The 17,561-nt window shown below is 35.5% G+C and carries 16 protein-coding genes; 15 read left to right on the top strand and 1 reads right to left on the bottom strand.

Features of this window, described 5'->3' with window-relative positions:
* Positions 1-53: 53 nt before the first annotated feature.
* From yycF to CLO1100_RS19230, 15 genes are all read left to right on the top strand, one after another.
* A complete protein-coding gene (yycF, locus tag CLO1100_RS19295) occupies positions 54-752 on the top strand; it encodes a response regulator YycF (RefSeq protein ID WP_014315451.1) in 699 nt (232 codons plus the stop codon).
* A gap of 35 nt (positions 753-787) precedes the next feature.
* Positions 788-2,611, top strand: coding sequence for an ATP-binding protein (locus CLO1100_RS19290; protein ID WP_014315450.1), 1,824 nt, complete (start codon positions 788-790; stop codon positions 2,609-2,611).
* Positions 2,612-2,718: 107 nt separating this feature from the next.
* Complete coding sequence (locus CLO1100_RS19285; protein ID WP_014315449.1) at positions 2,719-3,159, top strand: hypothetical protein; 441 nt, start codon at positions 2,719-2,721, stop codon at positions 3,157-3,159.
* A gap of 6 nt (positions 3,160-3,165) precedes the next feature.
* A complete protein-coding gene (locus CLO1100_RS19280) occupies positions 3,166-4,671 on the top strand; it encodes a hypothetical protein (RefSeq protein WP_014315448.1) in 1,506 nt (501 codons plus the stop codon).
* 72 nt (positions 4,672-4,743) lie between these two features.
* A complete protein-coding gene (gene yycI, locus CLO1100_RS19275; protein ID WP_014315447.1) occupies positions 4,744-5,577 on the top strand; it encodes a two-component system regulatory protein YycI in 834 nt (277 codons plus the stop codon).
* Between the two features lie 205 nt (positions 5,578-5,782).
* Positions 5,783-7,048 carry a UDP-N-acetylglucosamine 1-carboxyvinyltransferase gene (locus CLO1100_RS19270; RefSeq protein WP_014315446.1) on the top strand — a complete coding sequence of 422 codons (1,266 nt, stop codon included), beginning with the start codon at positions 5,783-5,785 and terminating at the stop codon, positions 7,046-7,048.
* Between the two features lie 23 nt (positions 7,049-7,071).
* Positions 7,072-7,863 carry an MBL fold metallo-hydrolase gene (locus tag CLO1100_RS19265; RefSeq protein WP_014315445.1) on the top strand — a complete coding sequence of 264 codons (792 nt, stop codon included), beginning with the start codon at positions 7,072-7,074 and terminating at the stop codon, positions 7,861-7,863.
* Between the two features lie 77 nt (positions 7,864-7,940).
* On the top strand, positions 7,941-8,420 hold the full coding sequence (rlmH, locus tag CLO1100_RS19260; RefSeq protein ID WP_014315444.1) for a 23S rRNA (pseudouridine(1915)-N(3))-methyltransferase RlmH: 480 nt from the start codon (positions 7,941-7,943) through the stop codon (positions 8,418-8,420).
* A 118-nt stretch (positions 8,421-8,538) separates the two neighbouring features.
* On the top strand, positions 8,539-9,294 hold the full coding sequence (locus tag CLO1100_RS19255) for a CPBP family intramembrane glutamic endopeptidase (protein ID WP_014315443.1): 756 nt from the start codon (positions 8,539-8,541) through the stop codon (positions 9,292-9,294).
* Between the two features lie 212 nt (positions 9,295-9,506).
* The gene (locus tag CLO1100_RS19250; protein ID WP_014315442.1) at positions 9,507-10,271 is read left to right on the top strand and encodes a MerR family transcriptional regulator; all 765 of its coding nucleotides are present in this window, start codon (positions 9,507-9,509) and stop codon (positions 10,269-10,271) included.
* A 51-nt stretch (positions 10,272-10,322) separates the two neighbouring features.
* The gene (locus tag CLO1100_RS19245; protein ID WP_014315441.1) at positions 10,323-11,054 is read left to right on the top strand and encodes an ABC transporter ATP-binding protein; all 732 of its coding nucleotides are present in this window, start codon (positions 10,323-10,325) and stop codon (positions 11,052-11,054) included.
* Positions 11,041-11,784 carry an ABC transporter permease gene (locus tag CLO1100_RS19240; protein WP_041700530.1) on the top strand — a complete coding sequence of 248 codons (744 nt, stop codon included), beginning with the start codon at positions 11,041-11,043 and terminating at the stop codon, positions 11,782-11,784. Before CLO1100_RS19245 ends, CLO1100_RS19240 begins: the two co-directional genes overlap by 14 nt.
* 56 nt (positions 11,785-11,840) lie before the next feature.
* Complete coding sequence (locus CLO1100_RS20900; protein ID WP_187288900.1) at positions 11,841-11,981, top strand: hypothetical protein; 141 nt, start codon at positions 11,841-11,843, stop codon at positions 11,979-11,981.
* A 410-nt stretch (positions 11,982-12,391) separates the two neighbouring features.
* Positions 12,392-13,756: an MATE family efflux transporter gene (locus tag CLO1100_RS19235; RefSeq protein ID WP_014315439.1), complete on the top strand. Its 1,365-nt coding sequence runs from the start codon at positions 12,392-12,394 to the stop codon at positions 13,754-13,756.
* Between the two features lie 312 nt (positions 13,757-14,068).
* Positions 14,069-16,174 (top strand): MASE3 domain-containing protein, encoded by a 2,106-nt coding sequence (locus tag CLO1100_RS19230; RefSeq protein WP_014315438.1) that lies wholly within the window; start codon positions 14,069-14,071, stop codon positions 16,172-16,174.
* Here CLO1100_RS19230 and CLO1100_RS19225 read toward each other — a convergent pair.
* On the bottom strand, positions 16,171-17,511 hold the full coding sequence (locus CLO1100_RS19225) for a flagellin (RefSeq protein WP_014315437.1): 1,341 nt from the start codon (positions 17,509-17,511) through the stop codon (positions 16,171-16,173). The genes CLO1100_RS19230 and CLO1100_RS19225 overlap by 4 nt on opposite strands.
* Positions 17,512-17,561: the final 50 nt, after the last annotated feature.

Genomic DNA, 17,561 nt, shown 5'->3' with positions numbered 1-17,561 from the left:
TCATGTAGGTTTGAGTGTAGAAATACATAAAAAATTTGATTAGGGGTGTCATTTTGAGCAAAAAGATCTTAATTGTAGACGATGAGAAAAATATTGTCGACATATTGAAATTCAACCTAAAGAAGGAAGGCTATGATACAATAGAGGCTTATGACGGGGAGGAAGCAGTTAACCTCGCACTTTCCCAGAATCCGGATCTCATTTTGCTGGATATAATGCTTCCGAAAATGGATGGGTTCACTGTATGCAGAAAATTAAGACAATCTATTTCAACACCTATTCTTATGCTGACTGCAAAGGAAGAGGAAGTGGACAAAGTTCTGGGTCTTGAGCTGGGAGCAGATGATTATATAACAAAGCCATTTAGCCCAAGAGAACTTATGGCACGGGTTAAGGCAAACCTCAGAAGGCTGATACCCGGTGAGCAGTCAGGTGAGGATACTAATTCACACATAAACAAGTATGGAGATTTAACTATTGATATAGACAGGTATGAAATTAAGAGGGGAGAAGAAACCATAGAGCTTACTCTCCGTGAGTTTGAACTGGTAAAATTCCTCGCAGCGCAGCAAGGAACCATTTTTTCAAGAGAAACTCTTCTGGAAAAGGTTTGGGGCTATGAATACTACGGGGATGTAAGAACTGTTGACGTTACAGTCAGAAGAGTAAGGGAAAAACTCGAGCAGGATCCTGCAAATCCACAGTACATTGTTACTAAAAGAGGAGTCGGATACTATTTCAATAAAATTTAGTTTAATTTAGCTAAATGTAATATGTAGGAGTTAACATGAAATTTTGGAAAGGGTTTTTTAGGCTTCTCAGCAGTCTGCAGTGGAAGCTTGTTTACATTTTCATTTCAATGTGTATTATTCTGGTTTCCGTAGTATATGTGGTTATTAATACCGGGCTTCAGAATATATATTATGACAGCTTTGCAAACAGTATAGAGACAGGGTATAAAAACTGGATAGATGTAAGAGGCGGAGTTCCGGAATCCAATCAAAAACTTTCGGATTATTTTACTGAAGGTGGGGATGCCCTGTTCTTCGGGGCAAATTCCTCATACCTCGGAATGACAATAATTGACTTAACAAAGATACAGACTTCTACAGGCGGAATCCTTTATTCGTCTGAAAAGGGTTATACGGATGATTCTGAGGAGTTTGCAAATAATATTAAAACCAGTGAAAGTCTCATGTCTATCTGGGCAGGTAACCAACCCCAGAAAAACGAGCGTTTAATTAAAGGTGCTAACGGTAAGTATTTTGAATATATTAAACAGCCTCAAGATAATTTGATTTTTTACTTTACGTATCAGGAAGAAGCATGGCTGCCAATATTGGAGAAATTTAACTACCTGATACTTACCAGTGCTCTTATAGCAGTTTTTTTGTCATTGTTTCTGGGATACATGCTTTCAAAGACTATTACATCTCCGATAATAAGTGTTATGCATAAGGCTGAAAAAGTTGCTGAAGGCGATTTTGGCGAACAGCTGGCAGTTAAATCGGAAGACGAAATAGGAAACCTGACAAGAACCTTCAACTATATGGCATCTGAGCTTAAGAAGACATTGTCCGAGATTTCAAGTGAGAAGAACAAGGTTGAGACGATACTCAACTACATGGCTGACGGTGTAATAGCCTTTGACTTAAAGGGGATGGCTATTCACGCTAACCCGGCAGCAAGAAAGCTCCTTGGCAATGACGTGGTAAACAATCCTTTCAAAGAATTTGCCGTTAAGGTAGGTCTGGATGTCAGAATTGAAGATATAGTTTATTTTGAAGAATCACCTGTGAGGGAATCAGATACTATTTTAAATGATATGTATGTAAAGGTGTATTTTGCTGTATTTACAGATACCCATAAAAAACCGGAAGGTATTATAGTAGTACTTCACGATGATACTGAACACCAAAAGCTTGATAGTATGAGACGAGAATTTGTAGCAAATGTTTCACATGAACTTCGTACTCCTATTACTTCAATAAAAAGCTATACCGAAACACTCTTGGAAGGTGCTATGGAGGATCAGGAAACATCAAAACGTTTTCTAAGTGTAATTGATTCCGAGGCTGATAGAATGACCAGATTGGTAAAGGATTTGCTTCAGTTATCCAGACTTGATAATCAGCAGATGAATTGGAAAATGGAAAGTGTGTCTCTGGACGCAATTGTAAAAGCTATTGTAGAAAGACTGCAAATTGAAGCACAAAGAAAGCATCAAAAGCTTGAAAGCTACGTAATAGGAGATATTCCTGCAATAAGTGCTGATAAGGACAGATTGGAACAAGTTATAGTAAACCTTATTAGCAACTCAATCAAGTATACCTCTGAGCATGGTGAAATAACAGTTTATGTAGGTATTATCTATAACGATATATATGTAAAAGTTACGGATACAGGGATAGGAATTCCAAGTGAGTCCTTACCCAGAGTGTTCGAGAGGTTCTACAGGGTAGACAAGGCAAGGTCAAGAGATATGGGAGGCACAGGGTTAGGCCTTTCTATTGCCAAGGAAATTGTTCAGGCACACGGCGGTACTATAAATATTTCCAGTGAAATAGGGAAAGGTACCGAGGTAACAGTTAAATTACCATGTGCAGTGTAAATATTTTTTAAATGCCATGTAATGGAATTGTAACAGAATTTGTATTATAATAAATATATAGTACTGGGAAATAGTACAAATAGTTGTTTTTTTCTCGAGGTGATAGTATGAAATCAAAAATACTGATTTTTATTATAATAGTTTCTGTATTAACAGCTTTATTCGCCGTACCTGCAATGGCAGCTTCAAATATTGTCAAGATTACTAGACCAGACGGCAATGAGGTAGTAGAAAAGCCCGTGTTTTCAATTTGTGGCGTGTGTACTTATGATGAAACTTTTATTGAGTTTGAATACTGGGATAAAGTTACTGAGAAGTTCCAGCCTCTTGAGACAACTGACGGAGATTTAACCTTTAAAGTCGGAAGCAGTAAGCTGTTTGGTAAGAACGTTGAACTAAAATATAAAGGTGAAAATCATATCAAGGTTATAGCTTATACTAAGGCTACCAAAGACGATCCGCAAACCAAGGATTACACTATAATTTACGCTGCAGAAAAGAAGAGTTTGTTAGATAATATCCGTAATTGGCTTTTAGATAAATTTTAAAATATTATGATAAAATTAAGTTCTTATAAAGTAAGATTTTATTTCGAAAAGCTTAAAACAGTTTTTTTGATATTCTTAATAGTTCTTTGCGTAGTACAGGTGGGAATTCTCTGGAGTACTCAATCCAGCAGTTTCCCTTTTTTATCGTCTCTTTTTTCTGATTCCAAAATTGCATTACAGATATCGGTAGAGGACACAAAATCAAAGTATCTTTTACCTTCAAGAATTGTGCTGTCAACAGACTTTGATGGAGATCATTTTATTATCCCCAATGGGTCAAAGGATTATAACAGTATTTGGGATGGAGCTAAGCTGTATTTGGCTCAAGCTCTTGATAACAAACCCCAAAAGACGCAACTCTATAATGATAAGTTGTGGGGTAAAATGGCAGCCAGTAAACCCTATATGCTCGAGTTTAAGACATCTGTTCCGATAGATATTGTTAAATGGGTGTTAAATCTCAAGCCTTCTGCAGGAGATGGCCTTTCAAGCATTTATAAGATAATCATATGTCCGGATGACCCGGATAACGGATACAGCGACACTCTTTATATCAGAGATGACAAGAATATATATACATATAGCTTGATAAATAAGATTAATTCATTGAGAAGTGAGGAATTTACAGAAATGCATAATATCCTCAAAGATAACCCGGCATCAAAAAATTATCAAACTGCTGCTGAAAAGTGGGGAAAATCCGAAGAAATAAATTTTCCAAATGATATGCTTGGTCCCATGCTTGATAATACTGATGAAGTGTATCCCAGCATCACATGTTCAACTTTTTCAGGGATGGATGAAACAGACTTAAAGTCTCTGGATTATGAAGATTATGAAAAGATTGCTTTAGAGCTGTTCGGAGAGTCAAGCAGGGATTATGACTATGACAGGGACATCAATGGTTCAGTGGTTTTTAAAAGACTTGACATCGTGTATCGGTTATACAAAAACTCGGTTCTGGAATATAAGTACACAGGGAGTCAGACATCAGCCTATAATCTTAGGTTATTGGATGCCTATAAGAAAGCAATAGAGTTTATTATAGATGTTAACAAACAAAATAACTTTCTCTCTAAAGTAAATGTATATCTTAGCTCTATTGAGGAAAAGTCAAACTCCTATATATTTAAGTTTGACTACGCTGTCATGGTAAACGAACAGTATGGGGAGGTTCCCGTGATGTTGAAGGACTATTCAGTTGCAAAAGGTATGGATAACCAGGAAAACAGTATTATTATTGAAGCAAACTCAAAGAGAGTAGTCCATTGTCAAATGATACCTATTAAGTTTAAAACAGGAAAACCGTTAAATTATCAATGGGCATTCCAATATATGTACTCAAAGGCATTTGAAAAATATCCGGAGCTAAGCAACAAAGATATTTCTGTTAAGAATTTCGGGATATATTATGTATTGTCAAATTCTGCTCTTAAAGAACATATAGCACCAAGTTTTGTTCTTTATACCGATGACAATGGTAGGTATGTAGTACCATTAAGCGAAAAATAAAAAAGAATTAAAAAAAATGATTATAACAGGGTGTAACGGGAAATAATTACATAATGACCAGAGGGAGGATAAATGGACTGGAAAAGAGCCAAGATAATTTTAATAGTAGTATTTACAATATTGAATATAGTTTTGGCTTTCGCCTGGTATAAAAATATTAAGGTTGAGCAGGTATCGCAGCAAACTATAACTAATACGGGACTAATTATGGCTAAAAACGGTATAAATGTAGAATGTCCCATACCCAAATATAAAGGCAAAGATTACATACTCCAATATGAAGAAAGACCCTTAAAAAAGTCAAAGATAGCTGAGGTATTGCTTGGGGAAGGATATGTAAAATCAGGGAATGATACATATACAAAGGATACGAATAAGCTTGTGTTCACATCGGATTCGGGCTTTGAGTATACAGGCGCTGGCGAAAACAGTGTGAAAGTTTATACCGACAGCAAAGAAGGTATCAATGCAAAGTTCAAGGTATTGGCTTCTAAAATGGATTTACCATTCGATGAGTTCAAACAGGATTACTACCCTGATACAAAAAAAGTAAACGAAAGACTATTAATATATAAAGGTTTTTTTAAAGGATATGAGGTTTTTGATAATTTTATTGAGATTCAGGTAATAAATAAGGAAATACGTGGGATAAAATATCAATATAAAAAACCTATAAGTATAACTGCAAGAAGAGATATAAATGTTATACCCGTGTATCAGATTTTAATTACAAAGATGACTAAATACCAAGGCATTGACATATGTAATGTTGATATGGGATTTAAGGGTTATACCGGGGTTGACAAGGAAACAAAGACTCTTTACGAAGGGTTATCCTGGAGAATAAGAAATACTGATGGAAAAGAATTTTATTTTAATGCACGTAATGGTGAAGAAATAAAATAGCTAAGATTGGTAATTTTTAATATATGATATTAATGGTAGAATAATTTAAATCTAAATGGTATAATGAAATCGTGTGTGTAATGTTTTAGCAATTAATAATTGATTACATAATTTGACGTATTTACAGATTTACCATTTGATTTATTAAACAGGTATTGCTGTTTATAGCCTGGACAGTTTATACAAAAGGTTGGTGTATAAGGGTTTGGATAAGTTTATAATAAATGGGCCATGTCCCCTAAACGGCGAAGTTACAATTAGCGGAGCCAAGAACGCTGCAGTAGCTGTTTTGCCTGCTGCACTCATCATAAACGGTATCAGCCGTATAGAAAATGTTCCTGATATCAAGGATGTAAAAGTTTTATTGGAGATACTCGGTAAATTAGGTGCTAAAATTACTAAAGAAGATGCCAACACCGTTATATGTGACACCAGAGAAATCAGTTGCTGGACAGCTCCGTATGAGCTCGTAAAAAGTATGAGGGCTTCATACTATTTATTGGGAGCATTGATTGCAAGGTTCGGAAAAGCGGAGGTATCACTTCCCGGTGGTTGTGATTTTGGATTTAGACCTATTGATCAGCACATTAAGGGTTTTGAAGCAATGGGAGCTAGTGTTGAGATTGAGCATGGTATTGTTAAGGTAGATGCCTCAAATCTAACCGGAGCTCAAATTTACCTTGACGTTGTAAGCGTAGGTGCTACTATAAACCTGATGCTGGCAGCTGTAAAGGCTAATGGACAGACTACTATTGAGAATGCTGCAAAGGAACCGCATGTAGTTGATGTTGCTAACTTTCTCAACGCTATGGGTGCAAACATTAGAGGTGCCGGAACAGATGTCATAAAGATAAAGGGTGTAGATCACCTAAAAGGCGGAGGAACTCATTCCATTATTCCTGATATGATTGAGGCGGGAACATTTATGATTGCTGCTGCTGCTACTCAGGGAGATGTAACTGTAAAAAACGTTATTCCCAAGCATATGGAATCACTTACTGCTAAGCTGATTGAAATGGGTGTTACCGTTCAGGAAGATGAAGATTTCATAAGAATTTTAGGTGGAAACAAGATTCGAAATGTAAACATAATGACATTACCTTATCCGGGATTTCCTACTGACCTTCATCCTCAGGCCACCGTGCTTTTAAGCCTTGCAGAGGGTGTAAGTACCATTACGGAAGGCGTATGGGATTCTAGATTCCAGTATGTGGATGAATTGAAAAGGATGGGTGCAAGGATTAAGGTTGAAGGAAGGATTGCTGTCATAGACGGTGGAAATCCGCTTTCAGGTGCACCTGTAAAAGCTACTGATTTGAGGGCAGGGGCTGCGATGGTTCTTGCAGGATTAATCTCTAAGGGGCGTACTGAAGTTTTGAATATCAAATATATAGATAGAGGATACGAGGACTTTGTACACAAGCTGAATATTCTCGGAGCAGATATCAGCAGGGTACCTTGCGAGGATTAATTATATACAAAGAGGTCAATTAAATGGTCAAGTTTTGCAGTTTATTTAGCGGAAGTAGCGGAAATGCTCTTTTTATTGGTACGGAAAAAACAAAACTTCTTATAGATGCCGGCTTGAGCGGTAAGAAAATACTTGAGGCACTGTGTTCCATTGGTGAAAAGCCGGAGGAACTAAGTGCTATATTAATTTCGCATGAACACGTTGACCATGTTCGGGGTGCGGGGATTCTTTCAAGGAAAGTAGATATTCCCATATATGCAAATGAGTCTACCTGGTGTTCTATGGAAACCGGTCTTGGGCCTGTAAAGCTTGAAAACAAAGTAGCATTCAGTACCGGTGAAGAGTTTGAAATCGGAGATATATGTGTAAGGCCATTTTCAATTCCCCATGATGCAGCGGAACCCGTAGGTTTTAACTTTTTTGCAGAGGGCAAAAGGATTACAACGGCAACGGATATAGGACATATGAGTGATGAACTTTTGGACTATATAGTAGGAAATGACCTGGTTTTGCTGGAATCTAATCATGATATAGAGATGCTAAAGGTGGGCCCTTACCCATGGCCATTGAAAAAAAGAATTCTGGGAGATCACGGACACTTGTCCAATGAGAATGCGGCCAAGGTAATTACATACCTTGCTGAAAAAGGCTGCACCCGGTTTATTTTAGGGCATTTAAGCAGTGAAAACAATTTCCCGGAACTTGCCTACCAGACAACATACAATGCATTAAATGAAAAAAAGATAGCAGTAGGCAGTGACGTTGAGCTTGCAGTTGCTTTAAGGGACAGGGTAGGACATATTAATATAATATAATAAAGAATGGAAACGGGGAAATCAGTAATTACTGGTTTTCCTTTATTTTTTTGAGGTTGAAATTAGGAGACAAGATAATGAAAATTACAATAGCAGCTGTAGGAAAGCTGAAAGAAAAGTATTTGAAAGAAGCAATATCAGAGTATTCCAAAAGATTATCCCGCTTCACGGAAGTCGAAATTATAGAAGTAGATGATGAATACGCACCCGACTCCCTCAGTGAGGCACAGGAAAGTCAAGTCAAGAAAAAGGAAGCGGAGAAGATACTAAAGAGAGTAAAACAGGGAAGCTATGTTATATTATTGGACTTGGCGGGAGAACAGATAACTTCTTCGGGATTTTCCGCTAAGGTTGAAAATATAATGCTTTCCGGGAATTCACATATAACATTCATTATAGGAGGCTCGCTTGGCTTAGATCAAAGTCTTATAAATATTGCTGATTACAGGCTTTGTCTTTCAAAAATGACCTATCCGCACCAACTGGCCAGAGTTATACTTATGGAGCAAGTGTACAGGGCTTTTAAGATAATTAAGAATGAGACATATCACAAATGAGGGCCATATATGAATAGTATAGGTAATAGGTAAGATCAGGAATTAATATTATAATTTCTGTAAACAAGTAGATGATTTTAATAATGTGAATTTTAGTAATTATTTTTTGGGGGTAATGATGAAAAAAGTTTTATCTATTTTATTAATCCCAGTAGAAATCGCTTTACTATTCTTTCTAAGTTACTTTATCAACGGTTTTTTGAACAATAACTTAGTACAAGCATATTTATTGCCTATATTTAGAAATATTCTCAACCCCAATATTGCTTCACTCTTTTTAAATGGAATAGTGAATGCAATATTTGCATTTATTATTATTGTTTTTATAGGAATTGCTTTAAAAATACCGCTTAAAGGATTTGGCTTTAATATGCTCAACTATAAGTTCAGCATAAAAGCAACAATAATATTTCTAACAGTTTTTATTCCTTTATATGCTTTTTTTGGTACAATAGCAGCCAAGTATAATTTATTTAGTTACACATTTTCCTTTCCATTGAATACTTATAACTTTATATTTTATGCATTCTTTGAATTATTTGTTTCAGGGCTTGAAGAAATTTATTTTAGGAGCTTCTTAATAACGATTTTTTTAATGATATGGCGTCATATATTTAAAACCAAGAGAGGATTGGAAACTGCAGCTATCACTGCCTCAACTATAATTTTTGCACTAAGACATATAGGAATGACCATGTTACCTTTTACTATAACATACCTAGTACCACTTCAAATTTTAGTTGTTGTAATTATGGGCTTCTCTTTTGGATATATTTTCGTTAAATCAAAAAGCTTGTTAGGTGGATACTTGGCACACGGAATAAGTAATTCCTTAATAACTATGTTCTTGCTTGTTTTAAATTTAGCTTTATGATAAGAAAGATAGCAGACTTTATAATATTTGAAATTTCCTGAGATATGCTAATGGCTTTTTTTAGTTTTTGAGTAATACGGTAAGACGTATCACAAATAAAAATTACTGTAAGCAATTATGATAAACAAATTTTCCAAGGGATTAATAAACTCTCCACTATATCACCAGACTTTGCGTAAGTGTTATGATGATAACACGGAGGTGAAAATAATATGGATAGGATATATAAAACAGCTGAAATAGCTAAAAGAATTGGGGTACATTCCAACACAGTACGTTTGTACGAAAAGCTTAAGTTAATACCCGAGGCTAGGAGATTACCAAATGGATATAGAGTATTTACTGACTATCATATAGAGCAGCTTAAACTTGCCAGAACTGCCTTTAAAGTGGAGATTCTGCAAAATGGACTTAGAAAGAAAATAATCCATGTTGTTAAGTTATCTGCAAAGGGGGAGCTTGAAGAAGCAATCAAATGTACAAATGATTATATTAAGCAGATAAAGCAAGAGCAAAAAAATGCAGAAGAAGCCATCGAACTTTCGAAGAAGCTTTTATCAGATATAGATTCTGAAGAGAGCAATATATTTTTCACAAGAAAGCAAACTGCTGACTATATACAAGTTACAATGGACACATTAAGAAATTGGGAGATGAATGGTTTGCTTATTGTTAAGAGAAAGCAGAATGGTTATCGAGTTTATACGGACAGTGATATTAACAGATTAAAGATAATACGCACCTTACGTTGTGCAAACTATTCTCTTTCAGCAATTTTAAGAATGATGAATGCCATATCAGAAAGTAAAGAAATTGATATTAGAGAGGTAATCAATAAACCTAAAAAGGATGAGGAGATTGTTACGGCATGTGATAAGTTGCTTATTTCTTTAAGTGATGCAGAAAAAAATGCCCATAGTTTATTGAAACAATTAGAATATATGAAAAACGAATTTAATATAAACTCTACACTTTAACACCAGACTTTATCATGGTGTTATTCTTTTATCAGAAGGAGGGAATAACACATGGAATTAATTAAAGTTCAAAATCTTTATAAATCCTATGGTGAGGTTGAAGTGCTAAAAGATATTAGTTTATCCGTAAAGAAAGGTGAAGTATTTGGATTGCTTGGGGCCAACGGTGCAGGAAAGAGTACTACTATAGAGTGCATTTTAGGAACAAAAAAGTTTGATAGTGGGCAGGTATCTATCTTGGGTATGAATCCTCAAAAGGAAAGAAAACAACTATTTCAGAAAGTTGGGGTTCAGTTTCAAGAAGCTAATTATCAGGAAAAAATTACAGTTAAAGAGTTATGTGAAATAACTGAAGTTCTCTATAAAAATCCATTAGATTACAATAAATTATTATTGGATTTTAATCTTCAAGATAAGATTAAAAATCCTGTAAGCGAACTATCTGGAGGAGAAAAACAACGTTTATTTATTATACTAGGGTTAATTCCTAACCCAGAGGTAGTATTCCTGGACGAGCTTACAACAGGACTAGACGTAAAAGTTAGAAGGTATGTATGGAAATGCTTATTAAATTTGAAGAAGCAAGGACTCACAATATTCTTAACATCTCATTTCATGGATGAGGTTGAAGTTCTCTGCGATAAAATATGTATTTTAAAAAACGGGGTAATAGATTTCTATGGAACTGTAGAAGAAGCAGTAGCAATGAGTCCATATGAAAAATTAGAGGATGCTTATTTATGGCATGTAGATGAGGAGGAATTGGATGATGAAAGTATTTAGAACAATGCTGAAAACTGAATTAAAGTTATCACTAAGAGGCATGGACATGTTCATCTTTGCAATCTGCATGCCAGTATTAGTTACTACTATTTTGGGAGTAATTTATGGGAATAAGCCCGCATTTCCCGGAGCAGGTTATACATTTATGCAACAATCCTTTGCAGCCATATCAACCATTGCAATATGTGCAGGTGGCGCCATGGGATTACCATTAGTACTATCTGAGTATCGTCACAGAAAGATATTGAAAAGATTCAGAGTAACACCAGTCAGCCCGTCAATGATTTTAGCTGTTGAAGGGGTTGTATATGCCATTTATTCAATTGTTTCACTAGTGCTTGTTTATTTAACGGCCAAAATATTTTTTAATTTTCAATTTAGGGGTTCATGGATGAACTTTTTAGGAGCATACGCATTAGTTATGATATCAATGTTCAGTATTGGATTTATGGTGGGAGGAATAGCGAAAAATACTAAAATAGCAGGTGTAATTGCAAGTATTCTATATTTTCCTATGCTTATTTTCTCAGGAGGAACATTACCATATGAGGTTATGCCGGCAGTACTCCAAAAGGTGGCAGATATATTTCCTTTAACTCAGGGAATAAAACTTTTAAAAAGTGTATCACTAAATTTAAGTATAAATAATGTAATGGTATCGATTTGTGTAATTAGTATAATTGCAGTGGTTTGTAGCTGGATATCTGTCAAGTTTTTTAAGTGGGAGTAAACATCACTTGAATAGTCGAAATAATTAAAGGTAAATCCTATACAGCAGTAAACGCTATGGAACAAGCTAAGAGTATTGTGAGTGATCAGGATAAGACTGTTGAAGAAATTATTGAGATTTTTAACGAAATATATTCTTCCATAAATAATTTGATGAATATGGTCTATAGTGTAAAGGGAGCAAGTATTAAATATTAATCATCAAAAAGATGAAGTTACCAGACAAATTGAAAGCATATCTTCAACATCACAGGAAACAGCTGCAGCTTCACAAGAGGTCTCTGCTTCAGCAGAAGAAATTAATGCTACTATGGAGGAATTTAATAACTATGTAATGGGACTTCAAAATTTAGCTGAGAAATTAAATGAGGAACTACGAAAGTTTAAATTAAACAATATGCTCTCTTAAGGATAATAATTTAAAAGTATGCCTGTAAGATGACTTCGTCTTATAGGCATATTTTTTTGAAAAATCACTTATTTTAAGCAACTACATAGCAAATATATACCTATACTGATATAATAATGTATACATAAGACAAAACAGAATAAAAGACATTGTAGCAATACACAGTATTTAAATTAATTGATAATGTAAGGGGTCAAAAATGTCAATAAACTACGTGCAAGATATGACAGAAGGAAATGAAGTCAAGCTTCTAATAAAGTTTTCATTACCAATGCTTATCGGTAATATCTTTCAACAATTTTACAATTTAATTGATTCAGTTATTGTAGGAAAGTATGTAGGTGCTAATGCACTTGCGGCGGTGGGAGCTACAGCCTCACTAAATTTTCTGACGTTTTCTATCTGTTTGGGGTTGTCCATCGGAATAGGTATAATAATTTCACAGTATTTTGGTGCAAAAAAAGAAGAAGATGTAAAGAGTGCTATAGCAAATGCAGTATATGTAATAGCCGTTTCAGGAGTACTTATGAGTTTAGTAACCTGCCTGTTAGCCCGGCCTATACTGGAGTTGATGCGAACGCCCCATGAAATTATAGATGATTCGGTGAAGTTTCTGAGAATAACAGCCGGCGGTATGATTGCAGTAGCGGCGTATAACGCCATAGCTGGTATATTGAGGGCATTAGGGGATTCAAGGACACCCTTGTTATTTTTAATACTATCTTGTGGAGTTAATGTAGGTCTGGATTTATTGTTTGTGCTGAAGTTTGGGTTTGGAGTAGCGGGAACAGCATGTGCTACTGTTATTTCTCAGGCAATTGCTGCTTTGGGCTGCATTATCTTTGCTTTATCCACAAATCCGTATTTTAAATTAAAAAAAGAGCATATGAGAATAAGTTGGCCTATTATAAAAAAATGTTTTAAAATCGGAATTCCAGTTGCATTGCAAAACTCAATGATTGCTATTTCATTGGTAGCATTGCAGAGTGTTGTAAATGGATTTGGAAAAGTAGCAGTTGCTGCATATACAGCAACCAGCAGAGTAGAACAGCTTATAGGGCAGCCTTATAACTCTTTGGGAGCAGCCATGTCCACCTTTGCGGGACAGAATATGGGTGCAGGTAAGCTGGAGAGGGTAAGAAAGGGTTATCATAAAAGTATCATAATAGTAGCGGTATTAAGCCTCACGGCCCTGTTGGCAGCCCAGTTCGGAGGCCATGCAATTATGAGCATATTTGTTAAAGAATCGGCTGTAATAGAGCTTGGTGCTAGAGCAATAAAAATTACAAGCTGTATGTATTTTGCACTGGGCCTGATATATATTACAAGAGGTGTTTTAAACGGTGCCGGCGATGCGTTCTATTCTATGATAAACGGTTTTGTTGAAGTTATAGGTAGAGTTGGGTTTTCAACTGGGTTAGCAATGATTCCTACTATTGGAGTTTGGAGCGTATGGGCTACTACAGGTTTAACATGGGGTATTACGGCAATTGCAAGTATAATAAGATACAGGCAGGGTAAATGGGAACATAAATCGTTAGTAGCGGCCGAGAATGAATCATGAGACAATAAGCAGGCTAGAAGTATAATTATAACCTGACATCATTTAAAGAGGTGTCAGGTTAACTGCTTTATATCCATTTTTAATTATAGATTTTTCCATAAAATATTAAAACATATTAATAAATATACATAATTGTATAAATCTAGATATTATAGGAGGAATTAACAGTACAATGTCGAATAATTCCTGTGCTTATCATGTTTTGGTGGACAGATGATTGGCTAAGGAATTGCTTCAAGGTTAAGCGAACAAAATCTATTAGTCCCCGGAGCAAATCACTATATTATATAATTAATAATTCGGGGGTGTCTTATGAAATTAGTTAGGAACTTTTATGTTCAAGGAGTTAATACAGAAACAAAGCATATCAGAAAGGAATCAATTATGGAAGTATTCCTTTTCGCTGTATTTTTAATATTTCTGTATTTAACACGGTATTCCTACCACTTATTGTTTCACACTTCAGCAGAGTTGTTTGTATGTGTAATATCTTTTGGATTGTTTTTTATTTCTATTAATACAAGCAGCATGTTAAAAAACAACTTTATTGTATTTTTAGGTATCGGGTATTTCTTTATCGGTATTATTGATATGTTCCATATATTTATATATTCCGGGGTATCAATAATATTTAAAACCGGCGACCAAAGCAGAGTTGTGCAATTCTGGATGTCCGGAAGGTATATGACGGCATTTACACTTCTGGGTTCCACTTTGCTGCTTTATAAAAATTTGAATAAATTCAGGACGTGGCTGATATTTCTAGCATACTTTCTGGCTAGCTGCGGGGTTATTGCAGCAATACTCTACTTCAAGGTGTTTCCTGCTTGTTATGTTGCAGGGCATGGACTAACACGATTTAAAATTATTAGTGAATTAGTAATTACCGTAATAATTTTGTTTGTAGCCATATTATACTTTAGAAAGAGAAAAAACATTGATTTTAAGCTTTTCTTTAATATGGAGTTCCATTTAATTTTGATGGCATTCTCCGAACTTCTGTTTACTGATTTTTTTAATCCCTCCGACTGGACAAATGTCTGGTCTCATATAGTACGGGTATTGTCTTATTTTTTCCTTTATAAAGCAATAATTGAGACAGGTCTAAAACGGCCTTACAACATATTGTTTGATAGAATAAATAATATTGATAATCAATTAAAACAGGAACAGCAGCAGCGAATGATGATAGAAGATATGCTTGTCAAAAATGATAAATGCTACGAGCTTATAATAAATAACTCCAGCGACGCCATAATTGTAACCAGTGAAGGTAAGTTAATTTTTGCAAATGACCGGGCAGAAAAAATTTTTGGAGCCTATAATTCCGGTGAGCTAATTGGAATGGAGCTAATGAGTTTTGTTCATCCTGATGATAGGACACTTGTCAGGAAACACATGGAGACGTCTTATTTAGGACAGACTTCACCTGTACAATATGAGTATAAAATAATGTCACGCAAGGGGCATGTAATTGACCTTGAGTCAACCAGCGACCTATTGGTATATCAGGGCAAGCTTTCAAATATCAGTATACTAAAGGATATTAGCTCAAGAAAGCAGATTAGCAAGCTCAAAAGCGATATAAGGGACAATGAGAGGGTACTAAATGAGACGAAAGAATACAATAAGTTGCTAACAGAGTTTTTCTCCAATATTTCACATGAACTTAAAACTCCATTAAACGTTATACTCGGGGCAATACAGATTTTAAACTTACCCCACGATTTCGAGCTACCGTACACCTTTGAAGAAAATCTGAATAAATATCATAAAGTGATGAAACAAAATTGTTATAGACTTCTAAGACTTGTAAACAATCTGATTGACCTTTCAAAATTCGATTCCGGTTTTTTAAAGTTAAACCTGTGCAATCAGAATATAGTAAACGTAGTTGAAGAGATTACGCTTTCCGTTGCGGACTACGTTGAGAACCGAGGTCTTAGTATTACTTTTGATACTGATTGTGAAGAAAAAATAATTGCAGTTGATGCTGATAAAATAGAAAGAATTATTCTTAACCTCCTCTCAAACTCCATAAAGTTTACTGATAAGGGTGGGAGTATTTTAATCAGCATGAGTGACAGGGGCGACCGGATTTCTATATCTGTCAGGGATACAGGTATAGGTATACCAAAGGATAAGCTTGAAACCATTTTTGAAAGGTTTGGACAGGTTGATAAAACATTAACAAGAAACAGAGAAGGCAGCGGTATAGGATTATCTCTTGTCAAAACTCTGGTAGAGATGCATGGAGGTATTATTAAAATAAGCAGTATAGAGGGGCATGGAAGCCAAGTATACATGGAGCTTCCGGTAAAGGTAATCCATGATGAGTCTATTTCTGCTAACAGAGCTGTTATAAGCAGAACAAACGTTGAAAAGATAAATGTTGAGTTTTCGGATATATATTCTTAAAAATTGAGTAAATACAAGACCCCTTCTTTAGAGTGGTTTGCCTGTTTTAGTAGCATTTGCGCAGATTCTTGCAAGATGCTGTATTTTATATACTTGGAATATTCCAATGCCATATCGGTATCTCTTATTCTTGATTCTGCGGAAGTGAGATTTAGACCGCTGTTTAACACATTGCTGAAGGTATATTCCAAGGCATTATTATAAGCACCAAACTTTGAGCGTTGGGACAATATGGTACTCATGGCTTTGTCAATCTTAGAGACGGCAGCTTGTGCATTGTACTGGTTTGTTACATCAGTACCTTTTAATCCTAAATTTTCAGGTTCGGCATTGGGTAATTCTATTTTAAAGATATCTCCCATATCAGGCCCTACCTGTAAAATTACCGGAGTGCCGGATGAAGACGGTGGTGTAGTCTTTAACTCATGGTAAACAAAATCAGCAGTCCACCCCTTTTCTACCCACGTGGTTCCATTGCTGACTCCGCTGCCGTCAGGCCCTCCTGCCTGGTATGTAAAATTGGTATTAGTACTGTGTTTCATAACAAGAACATCAATTCCATATCGGGTAAGGCTAATATTATTGTCAATTAGAAACTTCTTTTGTGCTGTTTTTATAGGGTCACCACTTGTATCATTTTTTAAATCCTCCACTGTCTTTATCATATTCTCTATAGTTGAATTAGTATCTTCACCTAAAGGGCTATATATAAAATTAGGATTTGAGGGAGGGTTTTCAAATGTAAACATTGCATTGTAGGGGGAATTAAAGTTAGTAGGGAAATTAACAATACCTACAGCCAGACTTTGGGAAAGATTTCTGGTGTAATCAAATATAATTGCCGCAAGGCGCATATTAGGATCGCTGAGAGCTGTTTGTACTTCAATAAATTCTTCTGTACCGGGAGTGTTTTTTACATTTGAGCCGTCAAGAAGTTTAATTTTATTAAATTCTGTATTGTCGGCAATATCCTCTATTCCGAGGTAAAGCTGTGTTATTTCTTCTTGAACGGATTGGCGGTCTGAATAGCTTAATACCCCGTTTGAAGCTTTTATGGCAAGTTCCTTCATCCTTATCAGGGAGTTTCCTATTGAGGACAAGGCTCCGTCTACTGTCTGAATTAATGAAATCCCGTCCTGTATATTTCTTTGAGCCTGGTCCAGTCCCCTGATCTTAGAACGCATCTTCTCAGATATTGCTAAGCCTGCAGAGTCATCACTTGCATTGTTAATTCTCAGACCTGAGACTAATTTTTTTACAGACTTTGACTTTTCAATATTTAAACTATTGTAAGCGTTGTAAGAATTAAGGGAACTCATATTATGAGAAATTACCATATAATTACTCTTTTCCTGTAATATCTTGTAATATTTTAAGTGTAACAAAC

Source organism: Clostridium sp. BNL1100 (assembly GCF_000244875.1).
Classification (GTDB): domain Bacteria; phylum Bacillota; class Clostridia; order Acetivibrionales; family DSM-1351; genus Ruminiclostridium.
The sequence above is the reverse complement of the archived record's forward strand: the minus strand, read 5'-3'. Positions and strand labels throughout refer to the sequence as shown.